The 14,659-nt window shown below is 54.4% G+C and carries 8 protein-coding genes; 1 reads left to right on the plus strand and 7 read right to left on the minus strand.

Features of this window, described 5'->3' with window-relative positions; all coding sequences use genetic code 11:
- Positions 1-40: 40 nt before the first annotated feature.
- The 7 genes from VHE34_RS17615 to VHE34_RS17645 all read right to left on the minus strand — a co-directional run bounded on the left by VHE34_RS17615 (position 41) and on the right by VHE34_RS17645 (position 13,046).
- Positions 41-1,408 (minus strand): vanadium-dependent haloperoxidase, encoded by a 1,368-nt coding sequence (locus VHE34_RS17615; RefSeq protein ID WP_325590169.1) that lies wholly within the window; start codon positions 1,406-1,408, stop codon positions 41-43.
- A 90-nt stretch (positions 1,409-1,498) separates the two neighbouring features.
- A complete protein-coding gene (locus VHE34_RS17620; RefSeq protein WP_325590170.1) occupies positions 1,499-4,750 on the minus strand; it encodes a VCBS repeat-containing protein in 3,252 nt (1,083 codons plus the stop codon).
- Positions 4,751-4,805: 55 nt separating this feature from the next.
- Positions 4,806-6,461: a SusD/RagB family nutrient-binding outer membrane lipoprotein gene (locus tag VHE34_RS17625; protein ID WP_325590171.1), complete on the minus strand. Its 1,656-nt coding sequence runs from the start codon at positions 6,459-6,461 to the stop codon at positions 4,806-4,808.
- A gap of 4 nt (positions 6,462-6,465) precedes the next feature.
- Positions 6,466-9,870: a SusC/RagA family TonB-linked outer membrane protein gene (locus tag VHE34_RS17630; protein WP_325590172.1), complete on the minus strand. Its 3,405-nt coding sequence runs from the start codon at positions 9,868-9,870 to the stop codon at positions 6,466-6,468.
- Positions 9,871-9,955: 85 nt separating this feature from the next.
- Complete coding sequence (locus VHE34_RS17635) at positions 9,956-11,275, minus strand: FecR family protein (protein WP_325590173.1); 1,320 nt, start codon at positions 11,273-11,275, stop codon at positions 9,956-9,958.
- 83 nt (positions 11,276-11,358) lie between these two features.
- Entirely contained in the window at positions 11,359-11,934 is a 576-nt protein-coding gene (locus tag VHE34_RS17640; protein WP_325590174.1) for an RNA polymerase sigma-70 factor, read from the minus strand.
- 83 nt (positions 11,935-12,017) lie between these two features.
- Positions 12,018-13,046 (minus strand): LacI family DNA-binding transcriptional regulator, encoded by a 1,029-nt coding sequence (locus VHE34_RS17645; RefSeq protein WP_325590175.1) that lies wholly within the window; start codon positions 13,044-13,046, stop codon positions 12,018-12,020.
- A gap of 107 nt (positions 13,047-13,153) precedes the next feature.
- Here VHE34_RS17645 and VHE34_RS17650 point away from each other — a divergent pair, with 107 nt between their 5' ends.
- A complete protein-coding gene (locus VHE34_RS17650; RefSeq protein ID WP_325590176.1) occupies positions 13,154-14,224 on the plus strand; it encodes a beta-galactosidase domain 4-containing protein in 1,071 nt (356 codons plus the stop codon).
- The last annotated feature ends 435 nt before the right edge of the window (positions 14,225-14,659 follow it).

The raw sequence follows: 14,659 nt of genomic DNA on the forward strand, positions 1-14,659 counted from the left end.
GGCTCAAATAAATTCAAAGTCGGGCCGGACTCCCTTTTCTCTAATGTCCGGAACCCGATGCCGGACCCCGGGGAGGTCCCAACGGCTGCACTCCCGCCCGCTTTAGCCGCTCCACAATATATTGTCCAATGGCCTTCCCCTGCACCTGGCCGCTGACCACGCCGTCGCGGTAATGGATACCCCCGTAAAGCCGGGAAATGGCCGCTTCCTCCGCCGCCTCGCGAAACGAGTGGAAACTTCTCGGCTGGATATCCCACAGCTGCTCGGTGTTATCGGTATAATCGAGCCGCGGCCCGAAAAGATAGCTGAGCACTTCGGCCGATGCCGTCGAGATGACGCTGTGCCCGCTGGTATATTCGGGGAAAGGCGGCGTCTGCAGATACGGCTGCCACCGTACATCGATATGACGATTGATAAAAGTCTCCGGCCGAACCCGGTTGCTGCGATATTTCTCATCCCAGCAGCAGATAAACGCATCCATCAAAGTCACCGCGACAAGGGTCTGCGCCTCCACGGTGTGATCGAAGTCCAATCCCCGCACCCCCGCCGCGATCGCCGCGACATCCATCCAGTGCCCGCCAGGACTGATCTTCTTGTTGCCGATCATCATATGGCCCGAGGTCTGGATCGCAAAAGGATTACAATCCCAGAAACCCGCGATCGCTTTTTCATAGGCCGCACGTTCCCCCGTATCCTTGCTGATAGTATATACTTCCTTCGCCAGGCGCCAGAATTCACTGGTCGTATCCGTGCTGAAATGGGCCAACGGCGGCGGCATGAACTGGTCGGAGGAATCCACGATCATCGGCCGGATGATGCGCCAATTGGGCTCCACCGCTTCGATATAACCCGGCGGCGTAGGATACCAGGTCGAATCCTTTTTTAGCGGCGTATAGCGCAGCTTCGCACTCAGCAGGCTGTAATTGTCTCCCTTCGACCAGGCCACTACCTTGTCCGTTGCTTGCTTTCCCGCGGCCAGCGACCGGTCGATCACCGCCTGCGGCCACTTCTCCTTCTTCAGCAGCTGCAGAAATTTCTTTTCTTCCTCTTGCAGCATAAATCCCGAAGGCAGCATCACTTTCCCCGTCTCCAGGATACTCCAGGCCGCCGCAATACGATAGTCATATCCGCTATCTCCCGCCGCCGCCCCGAAGGGATAGTTGCGGACAAAACCATTGGGCCGGATCAGGCTACGGTTGTGCTGCGAGACAAGATCATAAGCACCCAGCATGACATACGCATAATAGCGGCTGGCGGCAGGCGGATTCACTACATCATGCACCATCACCATCGTCAGCGAGAACACCGCCGGCCGCAGATACGCCGTCAGCGCCCGGTCCCGGTTATTCTGCGCAACGCCGGCAAACCCGGTCGTCAATAACAAAAAGACCCAGATCGATTTTTTCATTCCTTTAGATATGAGTTTGAGCCCCTGGGCTCCTGCCAAAAATAGCCCAGGAGCCCAAACCGGCTAATGATTGGCCTTCGGCCAGAGAGCCTACGGCTCTCTATAAAATTGCAGCGCACCTTCGGCTACGCCTATAACCAAATATTTCTTCCCGTCGACGCCCAGATTTACCGCCGACTTGACATCCCCCTTCACCGACAGCCCCGAAACAGGCTGCGGAACATACCGGAACCCACCCGCACCGTCGCCCTTCAACAAACATCCATAATTGGCGTCGATGCTGCCGATCTTCAGCCGGTTGTCGGAATGGTTCCCCAACAGCACCAGATCGGTATGTCCATCCCCGTCAAAATCCCCGGCAAGCACCCGCGTCACCGGCGCAAACTGCGCCTGTACCGGCAGGTCTGCGGGAACAAAATGACCACCCTTATTGAGCCAGCACATCGTCCGGTCCTGCGTCACCGTCAGCTTCCCCGCGGCCGCGAGCTCTTCCTTCGAAAAAAGGTCCTTCATCGTCGCATTGGAATAGTCCTTATAGGAATTGAACTTCTTTCGCATAGGATATATCTGTTCGTTCAATTCGTCCCGGCTGACAAAAGGATAGCTGACACCCTGGATATAAAAATTGAAGAACGGATCGATCGACCCGTTGTGATCGAAGTCCGCAAAGTATAGCTCTCCCGGCTCTTTCCCGGAAAACTTCACACAGCAGTTCTGCCCCATATTCCCCGCGATAACATCGGGCTTGCCGTCGCCATCCAGGTCGGCCACCGTCAGCGTGTTCCAAAACCCGGGCTGTGAGGCGCCAAACCAATCGCTGGTTTTATCGACAAAACCGGTTGGAGTGTTCAAAAATACCATCACCGGCATGAACTCACCACAAAGGATCAGGTCTTTCCGCCCATCTCCATCCAGGTCGATCCACTGGGCGTCCGTCACCATCCCGATATGTTGAAAGGGCGTGGTGGTGATCGTAAAATGCCCCTTTCCATCGTTTGTCAGCAGGTAGCTCTCCGGCGCCAGCGGATATTGCCCGGGGATGACCCTGCCCCCCACAAACAAATCGATATCCCCGTCGCCGTCATAGTCACAGGGCCGGACGCAGGACTTGCTGTTGGCGCTTAGATCGGGCACCATTCCCTCGGCCCGGTGCAAAACACCCTTGCCGTCATTCAGCCAAAGCTCATCCTGTAAAGTGGAGGTATGCGGCTCCCACAACGAATAGCCTCCCTTGGCGACATATAAATCCGGCCAGCCGTCGCCGTTGGCGTCAAAAAATGTCGCCGCAGCCACCGTCGCACTGTCTTCATGCACGATAGCACCTGTCCCCTCAAACTTCCCTCCAGGTCCTTGCATATACATCATCCCCGGCCGCGTCTTGTCCCCGCTGATGAACAGGTCTTCCCGTCCATCCTTATTGACATCGCCCTCGGCGATAACGGGCCCCGTGCGCGAATACATGAACAGCATCAGCAATTGCCGTTTAAAATCGTTATCCCCGAATCCTTCGGGCTTATAGTCGATCAGCGCGGGGGCAGCCGAAAACACAGTCTTCAGTGCCGTCGGAGGCGCCTGCGCCTCCACCCTTTCCTCCTTTAACACCAATTTCCGGTTCAACGCCACACCCTCCATCTTTTGTCGCTGCTGATCCGGCCAGACAACGATCAAGCTATCCGCCGTCTTCAACGTCCCAAATCCAAAATGCGCCTCCGCAGGCACACAGCTCAGATAACCCCGCGCAGGATTCACCTCGGCATACTGAACCTTTCCCCCGGCATAGGCATACACCTTCGCGCCGATCGCCGCTGTATTGCCACCCTTGCCCTTCAATTGAACGCCCAACCAGCTTGCCCCACCCCGCTCACTGCTCATATTCCGGTAGACAAAAGCCTCACTATTGATATTATTGACCACCAGGTCCAGATCGCCGTCATTATCCAGGTCGGCATAGATGGCCCCGGACGACACGGCCGGTTGGTTGATCCCCCATTGGGCCTGCATATTGGTAAAAGTCAGATCCCCGTTATTCCGGAAGATGTATTTCTTCAACGTGGAAGAAGGCATAGCCTGCACCAGGTCCATCAGTTTCACCGGTTCGCGGTCCATGGCCTTCCGGATCTTGTAATCCCCCCAGTAACGCAGAAAGTCCTTATTGGTGTAGTCCCGCAGATAACCGTTGGTGATAAACACATCCTTATTGCCGTCGTTGTCGAAATCGGCAAGCAAGGGACACCAGCTCCAGTCGGTGGCGAAGATGCCGGCGAGTTGGCCGATCTCGCTGAAAGTGCCGTCGCCATTGTTCAGCTGCAGCATATTGCGCATGTATTGCTGCTGCAGCCCCTGGCCTGTCATCAGCTGGAAGGATTCATAGTTCTCCTGCAGCTGTAATAATTTTTGCCGCCGGTTGTCTTCCGGGAGCATGTCCAGGTTGAGGACGTCGGGCAGGCCATCGTTGTTGATATCGGCGATATCGACGCCCATGGAGAATTGCGCCAGGTGACGGAAAGAGCCGGCGCTGGCGTCGGTGAACGTGCCGTTGTGGTTATTGAGATAGAGATAGTCGGGTTCGTTATAGTCATTCGTCACATATACGTCCGGCCAGCCGTCTTTATTGATGTCGGCGATCGCGATACCCAGACCATAGGTAAGCGGACTCTGCCGTAGACCCGCCTTTTTGGAGACATCGACGAAGTGTCCGCCGGCATTCTCGAACAATTTATCGCCCGCCAGCGGGTCCAGCTCGTCGCGATGGCTGGCCAGCTCCATATTATCGATCTTCTTCACACTATGCCGTAAAAGGAACATATCCAAATCGCCGTCATTGTCATAATCGAAGAAGGCCGCCTGGGTGCAATACCCCGAATCGTTCAACCCATAGGCCGCCGCCTCTTCGGTGAAATGAAGGTTACCGTGATTGATGAACAGCTGGTTGCCCCGCTGAGCCGCATTCTTCCCCGAATAACAAATATAGATGTCGGGCAGACCATCCCCATTGACATCGGCCATCGTAACGCCCGTCTTCCAGCTGTTGGGCCGGCCTTCCAGTCCCGCCTCACGGGTAACGTCTTTGAACTTCAACCCGCCGAGGTTGAGGAACAACTTGCAGGGCTTGCTGTTGGCCGTAAAGAAAAGATCCGGCAATCCGTCGTTGTTGATGTCGCCAACCGCAACGCCACCGCCATTGTAAAAATATTCGTAGGAAAGAACGTTCAGCTCTTCGGTTTCGGCAATATCGTTGCTGAAATGGATGCCCGTTTCTTTCGCCGGCAGCAGCCGGAACAGGGGGGATTGAGCCCCGGCCCGAATGGCCGGCAGCAACAACAAAAAGATCAATCGTTTCATAAAAAGACGGCAAGACTACTCATCGTAGTCTTGCCGTTCAAATTTAAACTATTATTTACTTATCCCACCATATCCGGCTGGAATACAGATCGCCGCCGGAGAGCTTGCCCACGGCCGACTGGTAGTTGGTCGGATTGGTTTGCGGCTCCGTACTCGGATAAGCCTGCCGTCTCGGGATCGTACCGCCGGTGAAATTACCCGCGTAGTTCACGGGCGTCAGGACGGGATAGCCGCTCCGGCGCCAGTTGGTCCATGCTTCATCAAAATCGAACAGGGTACCGGTAGTCAGCCAGTACTGTGTATTGATCTGCGCCAGCTCGACATCCAGCGAAGTGGTGATCAGCGGATGAGTGGCCACATAGGTTCCAATCGTCGCCGGATTGATGACGCCATACGCGCTGAGCGTACCATAGCTCGTCAAAGCTGCGGTGAGCCCATTGGCATAATGCACGGAAGCCGATGCCCCTACGCTCCAACCCCGGGCTGCGGCCTCGGCCAGAAGCAGTTCGGTCTCGGCATAGTTGATGATAAAGGCGGGAGTATTGAGGCTGATATACTCACCGATGGCCGGCCGGGAATACTTACCGACGGCGTAATACTGCGCGCTCAAAGGATTGGGCGGCGATGCAGTGTCCGTTGGGCCGGGATAACCGGGAGCCTTGCTGATATCGGTAGCAGCGCCAAGTTGGTCATAGCCGTTAGGCATGCCCAACTGGTTGGCAGGTGTCGCGTCACCGGCAAGACTCTCATTGGCTGCCGCCTTCTTCCCCGCTTGCGGAACCTCGGCGATTACGGCCAGCCTGGGATCGCCGACAGCTTTCAACAGGCTGATCACACTCGCACTCCATTTTACCTCGGAGAAATCCTCGGCTGTCTGGTAAGCGCTGGTGTTATTGTTGTTGTAGTTGTCGGTATGGTCGAAGGTAATGTACGCATCGTCCGTGGTATTGGCAAAAGTGCCGCCCGCATAGGCCTTCTCGGCGTACTTCTGCGCCGTAGCGGCGTCCGCCTTGGTCAGTCGCATGGCCATTCGCAGCATCAACGAATACCCGAACTTTTTCCAATGTGCGATATAGGTTGCGGCATCGGCGTCTTTCGCATAAGGGAAGAGGTCATTCGTCGGAATCGCCTTGGTGGCGTCCAGCGTCGGGAGCACGGAATCCAGCTTGGCCAGGATCGACGTATAGATCGACTGCTGGGCATCATATACCGGCAGAAGCCCGCCCGTTTTAGCCTGCAACGCCTGGGTATAGGGAATGTCGCCATACGTATCGGTCAGCGTCATGAAATCCATCAACTCGACGATCAGGGAGATACCACCCAGGTTGCTCAGCCCAGGCTTATCCTTGATCAGGTTCTGGCATTCAAAAGCATAGCTGGCGGAGTTATAGCAATGGTTCCAGAGACTGGCGTCATAGCTGTTAAGGTTACCGGACGCTACGTATTTATCGCCATTGCTGTAATAGCTGGGATACGCCGCCGAAGACAGGATCTGCACCCACATGCTCTGCAGCAGCAGTGCGCCGCTGTAGCCCGTGGTCGCGTTAATGTATTCTTCTTGCTCGGAGCTCAATAAAAGGTTCGGATCGAATTGAGTGCCATTCGCCTTGGTGGGATCGGTATTGATCGAATCGAATTTCTTCGTACAGCCGCCCATCGTAAGGAGAGCCGCCGAACACATATATAGAAATATCTTCTTTTTAATCTTCATACGACTATTTTTTGAATTTAACGTTGACATTGACGCCAAAGGTCCGGGCGGAAGGCAGGCTCGTGCCTTCGATACCGGCGTACTTGACGGTAGTGGTAAAGTTCGATTCGGGATCGATATTCGGCGACTTCTTCATGAAATAGAAGAGGTTCCGACCAACCAGGCTGACATTGATGGCTTCGAAAATGGGATTATTTCCCAGCATCTTGTTGGAGAAAGTATACCCCAGGGTCACCTGCCGGAACTTGATATAGTTGCCGTTCAGCACGTTGTTCCGCGAGATTTGAGCGATGTCCTGATAGTACTGTTCTGCAGTGGCCGTTTTGGTATTCTGGGCGCCCGTAGACGTAACCCCGGTGGTGATCCCGGCTTCCCGGCCATTCAACGTCAGCTTGTTCAAACCGCGATAGATGGTATAATAGCTGGTTGCAGAAAGGATCTTGTTGCCATAATTGTAATCGATCAGGAAGCCAAAGTTGATATTCCCAAAAGTGAAATCGTTGCGCAAGCCGCCAAAATCCGTGGGAAGCACATTCCCAAACGGAGTCTCCTTGCCGGCTCTTACCGGCAGACCGCTGCCATCCACGACTACATTGCCCTTCGCGTCATAGGTATAATCATACGCCATGATCTGCGGACCCGCCAGGCCCTTCACAAAGGCGGTGTTGGCATTCAAGGGACGATAGGTACCCAGCGTGACGGGGTTGCCTGCCGCATCCGTTTCCAGGATCTTGTTCGTCACATGCGTATAGTTGAACGAAATATTCCAGGTGAAAGCGCGTGTCTTCACAGGGCTGCCCGTGATCTGAACCTCGACGCCGTTGTTCTGGGTCGAACCCGTACCTACATAATAGGTATTGTACCCCGTGGCCAGGCTCAGCGTTCCCTGCTGGATCTCATGCTTCGTCTTCCGCGTGAAATAATCGGCATCGATGCCCAGCCGGCTGTTGAACAGCTTCACCTCGGCGCCGAGTTCTACCTCCGTCAGGGTGAAGGGCTTGAGGAACAGGTTGGGCAGGGAAGGCAGATCATCATGCACACTGCCCACGCCGTTCAGCGTTCCCATCGCCGTACCGTTGAAAGGATTGCCTACTCCATAATAGATGTTGGTTTGATAAGCGCCGCTATTGGTATTGTTCGGCCCGCCGATCGGCTCGCCGCTTGTCTGTGCATAAGCCGCACGCAATTTACCAAAATTGATCGCCGTATTCTCCAGGAAATGCGAGAAGACGAAGCCGCCGGACACCGAAGGTGTAAAGATGCCCCTGTCTCCCTTGGGCAGGGTGCTGAAAGCGTCATAGCGGCCCGTGGTATTCAATAACAGCCAGTCCTTGTAGTTCAGATCGACCGAGTAATAGCCGGAGTGGATCTCCTTGCTATAGTAGTAGTACTGCCTGCCGAAAGTAGCCACATTACTGGGTGTATAAAGATAGGGAACGACGAACTGGCTACCGTTGAGCTGGAGATATTCATAGTCATTGGTCCGGACATTCCCCCCAAGGGTGGCATCCAGGTGAACATCGTCGGTCAGCTTGTGCGACACGCCGATCAATCCGTCCCAGTTAAGTTCCGTAGTGGTCAGCGTAGTCAATCCATTCAACTGGCCCGACTGGCCTTTATTATTATAGGAGTAGTCGGTCCCGGTGGGTGTTACCTGGAAGATCCGGTCATCTTCCTTATCGATCCCAACACGGCCCATGACATACAGCCAGTCGTAGAAATTGTACTTCAGGGAGGTGTTCCCGATAAGGCGCTTGCGGCCCGTATTGTTGATCCAGTTATTTACCACGAACCAGGGATTGGTCACGTAGTTATCATCACTGAATACTATCTCCCGGCCATTGGCGTCCTGCCCCGGCTTGAAGATCCGCTCGTCCACGTTTGGAGCCAGGAACTGGAAGTTGTTCGGGTCGCCCGGGCCATCGCTCAGCTGCGGCCGGTTGTGATCCTGCTCGTCGATATAATTGGCGAAGAGGGTGGCGGTCAGCTTATCCGTTACCTTTTGACTGAGGTTCAGGTTGAGGGTCCGCCGCTGGATACCACTGTTGCGAATGATTGAAGTATTGTCCAGCGTGGAGGCCGAAAGCCGCCAATTGCCCCGGTCTGTACCCGAGCCAACGGATACCGTATTGGTCCAGGTAGGCCCCGTCCGGTAGAAGTTCTTGATATTGTCCTTAAAGGGGGAATAAGCATAGCTCTTGCCATTGTACTGGATGGCCTGGGATCCGTCCAGCTTGCCGCCCCAGGCAAACCGGTTGGTGGCCAGCGCACCCGACGCCGAAGACGGCTTGACGCCTCCGTCACCCTGCCCGTATTGATATTGGTAGTCGGTATAATTCGCAGCCCTGTCGAATTGGGCATTACCATTGTATTCGATCAGGGACTGACCTTTCTTGGCAGTCTTTGTCGTGATGATGATGACCCCATTGCTGGCGCGGGCGCCATACAGCGCAGAAGCCGCCTGGCCTTTCAGCACGGTCATCGTCTCGATATCGTCCGGGTTGATATTGCCGATACCATCCCCATTGTCCGAACCACCCCACTCCCCGGCTGCTCCCCGTTGGCTGTTGTCCATCGGCACGCCGTTGATAACAAATAATGGAGAGCCGCCGGAGTTCATGCTCGGCATCCCGCGAAGCAGAATGCGCGCACTGCTTCCCGGCCCGCCATTGGCGCCATGCACCGTCAAACCGGCCACCTGCCCGCCGAGGGACAGCGCAACGTTGGTCTCCCGGGCCTTATTCAGTTGCTCACCGCCGACCGTGGTCACCGCGTAACCCAGCTTCCGCTCTTCCTTGGAAATACCCAGGGCAGTCACGACGATCTCGTTGATCGCCGCCGCGCCAACCTTCATTGTAACGGTCAGCGACGTCTGGCCGCCGACATTGACCTCGATCTTCTCGTACCCTACGCTGGTAATAACCAACACCGCATGGTCATCGACACCGTTGAGCGTGAACTCCCCGTTGTCATTGGCCGTAACCACCTTGCTGGTTCCCTTCACCTGTACCGTGGCGCCGGGAACCGATTCTCCCTTTTCATTGGTGACACGGCCATGGATGTCGATCGGCGGCGGAACAGCAGCGGGCTCTTCCGCTACGATCGGCTTTTTGCGCTCGATGACGATCGTCTTGTCGACGATCTCATAGGCAAGCGCCTGACCCTTCAGGCACTCTTTCAATACGGTCTCGACCGGCGCATCCTTTACATGGATGTCGACATTCTTGGCTTCGCGGAGCAGACTGTAATCGCAGAAGACAAGATAGCCGGACTGTTTGTTAATGACGGTAAAAACTTTCTCGAGCGGGACATTCTTGCCCGAAAAAGTGATGTTTTGGGAAAAGACACCGGCACTTGCCTGCAGGCAGGTGCTCAGGACTATGATCGCAATTAGTCTTACGACTCTCATAGCTAGATGCATTTTTTTGTACATGATTTGGTTATAAAATGAAGCATTCCATCGGGTTTATATATCTAAAAATGGTAAGACGGATCTAGAGATCGACAACGACTTTCTTGCCGTCGATCGAGAATTGAACGCCGCTTCGCTCGAGGATCGTAAATATGGAGGACAGGGGAAGATTCCGCTGCATCCCACCAAAGAACACCTGGTCTCTGTGACCGTCGCCACGGAAACTGACATCGACATCGTACCACCGTGAGATCTGTCTCATGATGGTCGCAATGTCCGCCTTGTTGAAATCAAAGTAGCCGTTCTTCCAGGCAACGGCGGCATTGACGTCCGCATCGTTGACCACCCGGATTCCGGCGCCATGGTCACGGGTCAGCTGGGCCTGATCGCCGGGCTTCAGATTGACAGCGCCGGCATTATTTATGTGCGTAGTAGGAGATGTGCTGTTAGAAGACCGCGGAGATGGGCCGGACGCTGCATCGTCAATTCTTACTGCGCCGTCGAGCAACGTGGTCTTGACGAATTTCTCGTCCCCATACGCCATTACGTTGAATTGCGTCCCGAGGACACGTACCTTTTGTAACTCTTCGCTCTTGCCGGGTTCGCGCGAGAAAACGGAAACAAGGAAAGGATGGCGGACATCACCCGATATCTCGAAGAAGGCTTCTCCGCTCAGCTGAACCTCCCGCGTATCACCGCTGAACACGGTCGGAAAACGTAACGAAGAACCGGCATCCAGCCAAACCTTGCTGCCGTCCGGCAACTCGACCTGGTACTGTCCGCCCTTGGGAGTGGAGATGGTATTGAAGTAAGATGCTGCATCGCCGCTATGCGCCGAGCGGTAAGCAAGCCGGCCATTAGCTAATTTTAGCACCCGGGTACTGCCCTGTGTGGAAAGCGTTCCATCAACGGCGCTGTCAAGCACGATCGATGATCCGTCGGATAACGTAAGAATGGCCTTGTTGCCGCCCGGCTGAACATCGTTCTTGAACCGGGGATGCTGAGTGGCGACAAACGGCGCAGGCGGTTTCACGCGTGACCACCGTTGCAACAGAAAGGCTCCGCCACCCAATAACAATAAAGAAAAAAGTGACACCGCCAACAGGCGTCTTCTGCGTCGCGACCGGCGATGCGTCACCCGGGCCAACGACTGGTTCGACTCTTCCAGGTCCCGGATCCGCTCCATCATCTCTCCAAACAGCTCCTCCCAATCAGGCGAGGCGACAGGCATCGTTTCCCCGGCCTCTTCCCATTGCCGGCGAAGAAGATGGTGAAGATCGATCTCCTCATCCTTTTTTACCCCTTCGAAGAGCTCATCCAATTCAGCCCGCGTGCAGGAATTGGTACGGTACCGGTCCAGCAAATAGCTCACTCGCGTCTCATTCCGATCCTGATTTCCCATTGTTTTAATGCAATCGCTTTATACGCTATCCGTAAAGACGATCATTTTAACGCGAACAACTATGTGGTGTTAACTTTTTTTTATCAATTATTGCGGCCGTCGGTCAGGAATATGAGCGCAAGGACTGCTATGTCCAGGTGGCGGATCAGGTAGGAGCGAATAAATTTCTGGGATTCTACAATATGATTGTTAACCGTATTCTTGGAAAGTTGAAGCCGCTTTGCAATGTCCTCATGAGAAAATCCCTTTTCCCGGCTCATTTCATAAACCAGCCGCCGTTGCGGCGACAATAGTCCGATGGCCTCGCGCAATTTCTTTTCATATTCCCGGATGATCACCTGCTGATCTGCGCTCATTCCGCCGGCAACCTGTATCTCGTGCCAGACCAGGTCCCGCAATTTGAGATCGCGCGCAGCGCTGCGCAAAAAGTCGATGGATTTATTATAGGCCACCCGGAAAAGAAAGGCGTCGAAATTCTCGATCTCCTTCACGATCTCCTTGCCCAGCCAGATCTTCAGGAAAACATCCATGACGATCTCTTCGGAGACCTCCTTGGATTTGATGATACCATTAATATAAAGGAATAGCCGGTCTTTGTACTGATCAAAAAGAAGCTTGAACGCGTTCTCATCGCGCTGCGCAATTTGTTGCAAAAGCAAGTGCTCGTTATGTTTCTTTTCTATAGACATCAGCAGCCTGAATAGCGGCCTAAATATATTCCTGTTTTTTCTGCTAAATCCTGCTAAATAGACTCACGCGTAACAAGGTCGGCAGTCAGTTGAACAGGAGTGCTGATCGGATAGGTCTCTTCACCGGAATGACGCAATCGCTCGACGAGCTGGGACATCGCCTTCTTTCCGATCTCTTCAATAGGCTGACGGATCACGGAGATAGTAGGAGTATAGAGACGGAAGATATCGTTATCGTCGAAACAGATCACCGCCAGCTGCTCGGGCACCCGGATCTGCAGTTTCTTGATCACCTCGATGCCGAGCACGCCGAGATAGTTGGTCAGAAAGAAGACGGCGTCGATATCGGTGCCCGCACGCGACAGCAGCGCTTCTACCTCTTCTAACGCTTTCTCATGATCGCTATTATATGGGATGATCTTGACGAGTCCCTTTTCGTCGGGGATATTGTGTCTGCGTAACACATCGCAATAAGCGTGAAGCCGGTCCTTCATATGGGCCATCTCCGTTTCGATGGTCACCAGCGCGATCTTACGGTACCCTTTTTGGATCAGCGTCTCCATACCGTGAGCGACCCCTTCATAATTGTCCACCAGCACCGCGGGGATCTCGTCATGCTGCGGGAAATAGCGATCGATAAGGATCACAGGCTTGTTCTCCCCCTGTAGCTTACGGATCTCCTCCCCGAGGTTAAGGGTGGGCGTTATTATATACCCGTCGACCTGGCGCTGCGAAAGCATATTGATCAGCTCGCGCGCTTTTTCCTCATCGTTATCAGTGCTGCAATAAACAACTTTGTAATCATAACGTTTTGCTTCGTCTTCGATGGACTTCGCCAGAGTGGCGAAAAAGGCGTTGGAGATATTCTCTACGATAAGCCCGATGGTCTTCGTCTTGCCCGTCCGTAACCCGCGCGCCAGCTGGTTCGGCCGGTAACCCATCTCCCTGGCGACGTTCTCCACCTTCTCGATCACCTCGCGGCTGATGCGCATTTTCACGGCCTTGTCATTCATGACAAAGGAGACGGTGGAGACCGATACTCCCGCTTTGCGGGCGATATCGCTGATGGAGACTTTCTTCATTTTGGGCTATTGGACTATAAAGATAAGGACTAAATCGTTTTAGCCATGGATTATGTCTACTTTTTCTTTATAATTACAGGCGTAAGCCCGATAACCCTCCCCTGCGTATGAAGATCCTCATTTTTTGTCTTCTTTCGTATTGCTGCGGGATGCCCTTTTTTGCCTCCGGCCAACCCATCCGGACCGCACTTGCCCCCACCTATGGCAACCTCCGGATCACCAACGACTCTCTCCTAAAAAATTATACCAATATAACACTTCACTGGCAGTTTCTTGTCAATGGCCTCGTCCGCCAGCAGGGATCGGCCCCCGGCCTGACCCTCCTGCCGGGCCACTCCCGGACGCTCCGCCTCCCCCTCAAACCACCGGCCCCGGGCGAAGAGTCCTATATCAAGGTAGAATACCGGAAACCACTCCGCAACAGCCCACCCCTCGCTACCCAAACCCTGCCCTTGACGCCCTGGGGCGGCGACACCCGCATCCCCGCCACAGGCGAGCTCAGCTTTACCGACAGCAACAATGTCTTTTCGATCGGCTCCCCCACCCTTCAACTGTCCTTCGACAAAGAATCAGGCTGGCTGCTGCAATACACGGTAAAGGGACAGACGCTTCTCGCCGATAGCAACGGACTCCGCCCCGCCCTCCCCGCCCCTCCCCATCTCCAGCTGTTCTCCACCAGCACCGGCAGCCAGATGGTCATCGTCCGGACGGAATATACCGTGCCGGACCTCTCCTGTCTCCTCCACCTCAGCTATATGGTCAACTCCAACGGCGCCCTGCTCGTCGAATCGACGCTCGAAACCGACACGACCCGCCAGGACTCGATACTCCATCCCATCGACCGCTTTGGAGTCAACTGGACCCTTCCAACCGGCGCCGACTCCCTCACCTGGTTTGGCGCAACCGATAGCATTCCCGCCATCCATAAAGCAACGGCGCCCACAGCGGTCCCCGCCGACAATGTCCGCTGGTGTGACATCTACGACTCCACCGGCAAAGGACTCCGCCTGACAGCCGATAGCAACTTTCTCCAATTGCACATTTCATCGCTTCGCACCCACATCGATATCGACAGCCATCTTCCCTCTCATCCTGCACTTCCGATCCACTTCCACTACAGCTTCAAAGTCACTCCACTTCTCACCGAAACGCCTCATCAACCTGCTAAACCGATTTAACAACATCGTCCGCAACCGCCGCCCCTCCTGCATTTGCGCCCTTGCGAACAACTGTTAGCCTTCGTGTCGGATTTACGCACCCGTACAACCGAAGTTTTTGTTTTTTTTAAATAAAAAAGGAATGATTTCATTGCGAATCCAGCTATTTTCTCCGTACCTTCGTTCAACTATTTTCTGCCACGATTTTCTTGCCACGACTCTTGCCTGTCTGTTAACGTTCTCCCCCTCGCCTGTCTCGTCCTGACGAAAACCGTCTGGCACCCTACCGAAGATTAGCTTGCATAGGAAGTGTGTTATAAACCAATTACCATCAACTTTAACACCTCACCAGATGAAGCCCAATGTCGTTTCCGTTACAACTCCGCCCGCCAGCTCGCCGCTGACCGCATTGCCGATCGCCAAAATTGTCAGACATCCCCGCTCTAAAGTGGAACA

Source organism: Puia sp. (assembly GCF_035546395.1).
Taxonomy (GTDB): domain Bacteria; phylum Bacteroidota; class Bacteroidia; order Chitinophagales; family Chitinophagaceae; genus Puia.

Bases quoted from the DNA above. Each gene is read 5' to 3' on its own strand.
- VHE34_RS17615 (WP_325590169.1), bottom strand. From the start codon at position 1,408: ATGAAAAAATCGATCTGGGTCTTTTTGTTATTGACGACCGGGTTTGCC.
- VHE34_RS17620 (WP_325590170.1), bottom strand. From the start codon at position 4,750: ATGAAACGATTGATCTTTTTGTTGTTGCTGCCGGCCATTCGGGCCGGG.
- VHE34_RS17625 (WP_325590171.1), bottom strand. From the start codon at position 6,461: ATGAAGATTAAAAAGAAGATATTTCTATATATGTGTTCGGCGGCTCTC.
- VHE34_RS17630 (WP_325590172.1), bottom strand. From the start codon at position 9,870: ATGAGAGTCGTAAGACTAATTGCGATCATAGTCCTGAGCACCTGCCTG.
- VHE34_RS17635 (WP_325590173.1), bottom strand. From the start codon at position 11,275: ATGGGAAATCAGGATCGGAATGAGACGCGAGTGAGCTATTTGCTGGAC.
- VHE34_RS17645 (WP_325590175.1), bottom strand. From the start codon at position 13,046: ATGAAGAAAGTCTCCATCAGCGATATCGCCCGCAAAGCGGGAGTATCG.
- VHE34_RS17650 (WP_325590176.1), top strand. From the start codon at position 13,154: ATGAAGATCCTCATTTTTTGTCTTCTTTCGTATTGCTGCGGGATGCCC.